Annotated in this window: 3 protein-coding genes; all 3 read right to left on the bottom strand. The window is 49.7% G+C overall.

What is annotated here, in order from left to right; genetic code table 11:
* A partial coding sequence (locus tag AB1656_12830) for a hypothetical protein (protein ID MEW6236263.1) occupies positions 1-712 on the bottom strand: 712 nt, incomplete at its 3' end.
* A 229-nt stretch (positions 713-941) separates the two neighbouring features.
* Complete coding sequence (locus tag AB1656_12825) at positions 942-4472, bottom strand: right-handed parallel beta-helix repeat-containing protein (protein MEW6236262.1); 3531 nt, start codon at positions 4470-4472, stop codon at positions 942-944.
* Positions 4473-4702: 230 nt separating this feature from the next.
* A partial coding sequence (locus tag AB1656_12820) for a response regulator transcription factor (protein MEW6236261.1) occupies positions 4703-5159 on the bottom strand: 457 nt, incomplete at its 5' end.

Below are 5159 nucleotides of genomic sequence, written 5' to 3'. Positions count from 1 at the left end.
ATTCTAGCACAGAATATTTTACCCACCCGCTGTTCATAGCGTCTCTTGAACCGTCGAAGGCGAACTTAACGACTCTAAACTGATACACTTTGCCATTTTGGGGACCATCCTTGAATTCTGGCGCCGTATAAAACGCTTGGTCTTGCGTCCACCAGAAATACGTGACGCACCCGCTGTTTGTTTGGCCTAGCGATTGAAATTGCTCCTGGCCTTGTTCTCGTATAAGAACGCGATAATCTTGCACATCTTCCGCATTGGCTTCAAAGTTCCATACAAGTTGCAATGCTCTCCAATTCGATTCGTCAATATCCTGGCCAACGATTGACTTGCCCATCGGCGCTAAATCGTCGCCGCCGAAGATATCGTCATAGACGCACACTTTTCTCGTTTGAAGGTTGGGCATGGCTGGTTGAGATAATGATACGTTATTGCCGCCTTTTAGATTGAAACCTACCCATCCGCGTTGATCGAAGAAATCGTCAGGGCTAATTTTTCCATCCAATCTAACGACTCGGAAGGAATAGGCGGAATTAAAATCGGGACCGTTGGCGAAGGCGGCGCTCAGGCCATTCGAACCTTGCATCCAATTCAGTCCTGCGGCATCGCCGTTATTGACTCTCCCCCAAAATAACGGACCTCCAAAGCCTCGCCTTACGTAAACGTCCCACCCCGTTGCATTGCCTTTTTCCGCATCTTGACCGGCGCATCCCATTGGCGCATGATCGTCGCCGCCAAGGATGTCGTCGTATCCGGCGATGCAGCTTTATGTCGGTGTGCGGAGCAAAACTTGCATACTATATTGGGAGTTCTATCCTTTGCGATAATCCTTCAAGTAATCCACTTCGGTTATATAATTGCCAGAAAACAAAGCGCAGGCCATGATCGGCCTGCGCCTATGAGTTTAAGCATAAGAAAGAAAGGAACAACGTTATTAAAGCGGATTATTCCGCTGTATAAATTATTTTGCCGCTGGTCATCGATTGATTGGTTCCTGTAAAAGGAAGCATCCAGATTTTAAACTGGTATGTATGTCCGTTTTCCGGCCCTCCTGCATACTTGGCGGCGATTTTAAAATCCTTTTTGGACGTCCACCAATAATAGTTGGTACTTCCGCTGCAAGTCTGGCCAAAAAATTCGAACGCGCTTCCATCGACGCTGATATAAACTTGATATTCGTTTACGGTGGAATCGTCTACTCCGAAGTTCCAGGCGATCTGAAGCGCTCGCCAAGTGGAACGGTCGGCGTCCTGACCGATCCCATCCATCGGCGCCAAGTTGTTGCCGCCTAGAATATCGTCGTAAATTACAACTTCTCCCGATTTGAGATTTGGAACGTCTGGTAACGATAATGATACTTCGTTTCCGCCTTCGCTATTGAATCCTATTGAATTTGCCGTCGAGAAAATGTCGTCCGCCCCCAGTTTGCCGTCCAGACGCACCATGCGGAACGAATAGACCGAATTGAAATCGGGGCCTTTGGCGAAGTCGGGATCGATATTCGTTGCGCCGGAATACCATTCCAAATCGGCGTCGGTTCCGCTGGCTGTCCGTCCCAGGTATTTGAAGCCGCCGAGACCTTTGCGGACGTAAACATGCCAATCCGTCGCGTTGGTTTGTGCGGCGTTGCAATGGATGACCAGCGTCCGGGCGCTGGAAGAATCGAAGTCGGTTTTGCCGGTCAAATCGCCGGATGAATCGCCGACGTTATCGAAAACTTCGACGGTATTTTTCCCTCCGCTTAAAGCCGTGGGCGTCGCCGTGGGGGCTGTCGTTGCGGGCGTCGCCGTGGGTGTGGGGGTTGCCGACGTACCGCCGAAATTCGCGCCGCCGTTAACGATTGTCGCGCCGCTCAGTTCTCCGACCACGCTGGATGGCGTGATGGAAACCGCCGCGCTTCCAGTGGCGCCGCTTTTCGCGGTAAATTGCAACGTAAACAATTTTCCGTTCGCGGCGCTGGAACTGCCGATTCCCGCGATGGAGATTTTGCCGCCGCCCAGATCGTATGCGTCGAACATCGAAAAGCCGGTCAATACCGTTCCGGTCTTGTCGAACGCCTTGTATTCCAGTTTCGAAGCGTCGTAGACGATTTCCATTTCCAAGGAGGTGACGTTAACGCCGCCGGACGCCGTAACCGCGATTTCAACGGTTCCGCCGGGAGTCCCGTCGACGGTGGAAACGGTCAAGCCCACCGCCGCGCTGGGTTGAACGCTCCGGCGCGCCGATTTAGCGGGAAGCGGCTGCTTTTTCAAAACGGACTCGAACATAATGCTGACGTCCAGAATATTCACGGTTCCGTCTTTGTTGAAGTCGCAGGCCGATTTTTCGGAATCCGTTACGGTTTTTTTCAATACGTGTTCGAAGAGAATTTGAACGTCCAGAATATTCATGACATTGTCTTGATTCAGATCGCCCCGCACGCCGATCACAATTGCAATCGGAGCGGGAGTCAATCCGGTCAGGCCGACCAGATTGGACAGAACGATCGACGACGAGCTGCCCGCCGCCGCCGAGGCGTTGGCTTTGAACGTCAGATAGGCTAGCGTTCCGCTGCCACTCACCGCGTCTCCCAAACCCTGCAGATTCAATACGTCCGTTCCTAGCAGCGCCGCATCCAACATCGACCATTTGGACAATAGCGTGTTTTCTTTGGAAATTTTGACGTAGCTAAGAACAGCGGGATCGAATTTCAACTCCATGCCGAGAGATTTGGTGGAAGCCATGCCCGTTACGTTCAAAGCCACCGTGACTTCGTCGCCGGGGGCGATGTAGAAGGTTCCGCCGCCGATGGCGTTGCCGGGAACAGGAGTTGTCGTCGCTGGCGTTGGAGTCGGCATTACCGGAATTAGCGTGTTGGTCGGCGTTGAAGTGGCTACTGGCGGTATCGGCGTCTTCGTCGGTATGGGTGTGGGGATAGGCGTAGAGGGAGGAGGCGTTTTGGTCGCCGTTGGGGTGATGGTAGGCGTGGGCAGTTCGCCTGCGCCTTCCACAATTTTCGTCTTCGCATATTCTTGAATGATAATGGCGCCGACGTTGGCGTCGTCGCGGCTGTCGAAAACTTTCGTCAAGTTTCGTACGCCGTTATCCAACTCTTGCGTGTTCAACTCCCCGACATAATTGCCGTTCACCACTACCGCCGCTTTTCCGGCGTTTTTCAGTTCGTATTCGATGTTGTTGAAAATATCGTTGCCGGGAGACATCGTAAATTTCGTTTCGTTGGAGCGGAATTCGACGCCGTATTGGTTCCCTTCAATGATATTTCCCGTTATTCCCTGCACTCCCAACTTGGCGAACGAGATTCCCGCGCTTTTGTTTTCCTTTACCGTGCAATTTAGGACATTCAAAACCGTAGAGTCATCGCCATAGATTCCCGATCCGTAAGAATTTGTTACGCTATTTCCATTCTTATTTATTTCACAATTTTTAATAATAAATGTTCCAGTCGACCCTGAGCCAGAAGATAAAAAAATCCCAGGGTAGGTATTCTCGTTAATGGAGCAGTCTTGAATTAATGTTCCCTCCGTCGCCAATGCCGAAGACCAAACTTGCATTCCGTATGATTTATTTTGCAGAATTTTGCAATTGGCGATCTTGATTACTTTTCCATAAATTCCATATTGGCTATTCCGATTGATTTCGCTGTCGGTAATAGTCATATTTGCGTAATAACCCCAGACGCCATGAGATTTATTGTCATTGATGGTGGAATTGGATATGGCCAACGATTGACCGCTATTTTCAATTCCAATATTACTATTTAGAGAAATATTGGAATTCGAAACGATAGTTTTGAAATTCCCGCTGTGGACGCCGCGATATTTGTTTTCCTTGATGACGCAGCCGTTTAGCGTTAGTGACGAATTCGCGTCTGTAGTAGATACATCCACTCTGATTCCATCGCAATAGTAATCGCTCTTTACGCCGTTCTTGCTTATCGTGCAAGATGAAAAGGTGAATTTGTTGTTCGTCTTCATCAGAATGCCGTTGATCCAATTCTCTTGAATGACGCAATTCTCTACCGTGGGCAAACCGTTTTGGCCGATATATACGCCGTAACGGCCATATTCAATCGTGCAGTATTTCAGCGATACTTGATCGCTCTTGACCACGATGCCGTACCAATCGTCGCTTTTGGGAACGTCGTTATACGTCGTGAAGCGGATGGGCTTCTCTTTCGTTCCTTCGGCGAACAGCTTCCCGCCGTCGGCGACGATCTCGATTCTCGAGGTATCCTCGCCTCCTACTTCCATATCGAATTTCGGCTCGCACTTAATGACCGTTCCCGGTTGAATGGTCAAAGCGCCCGTCTTCGTGATGACAATATCGCCCAGCAGTTCTATCGTGCCCGACCATGTCTCTGCGCCGTTAATCTGGCCCGATTCCGTGTACCCCATCGCCGCCGCAGGAAGAATAACCATCATTCCGAACAATACCGGCAGCAACCAACACTTCTCCATATTCCTTCGATTCTGCATTGTCATGACTCCTTTGTTAAGTAGTTTGCATAATGGATTAGCGGCGGAAAGCCATTGCCAATCAAGCAACAAATCCATGATGACATAACATTATCAAGCGAATCGAGGCGGGAAACCAATCGAGAAAATGCGTCTTTTTTGTACGAAATAGCCTTAAAAGCAACATAAGAACAATTCGTACAAAAGTATTAGAATGAAATTAAGCAGGAGGAATAAACGGCGGGAAACAATTAATAGGATTTCATGAAAAATTTGATGGCGCAGTGGATGAGCTTGGCGTTGGAATCGATTTCCAATTTTTCTTTGATCCGGGTCATGTGCGTATCGACGGTGCGGTCGCTGATATGCAGCGCCTCCGCGATCTCTTGCCGCTTTTTCCCCTGGCCGATGAATTCGAAGATCTGGAATTCGCGTTGGCTTAACGTTTGGCGGATATTCGACGCGGCGGGAGAAAATTGCTTCTCCACCATGCTGGAAAGCATGCGCAAGGAGATATCTTCGCTGGCGTAGATGCGGCCGTTCAAGATTTGGCGGATCGCCATTCCCACTTTTTGCACCGATTCCCTTTTCAGCATATAGCCCTTGGCCCCCGCTTTAAAAGCCTTTTCGATATAGAAGGGATCTTCGTACATGGAAACGACGAGAACGGGGATTTTTTCGGACCTGCTTTGCAATTGCTCGAGGAGA

Source organism: Candidatus Omnitrophota bacterium (genome assembly GCA_040755155.1).
Lineage (GTDB): Bacteria > Hinthialibacterota > Hinthialibacteria > Hinthialibacterales > Hinthialibacteraceae > JBFMBP01.
This window is presented reverse-complemented; position numbering and strand designations above follow the sequence as displayed.

Coding starts and splice junctions, on each gene's coding strand:
- AB1656_12825 (MEW6236262.1), bottom strand. CDS start 4,472: ATGCAGAATCGAAGGAATATGGAGAAGTGTTGGTTGCTGCCGGTATTG.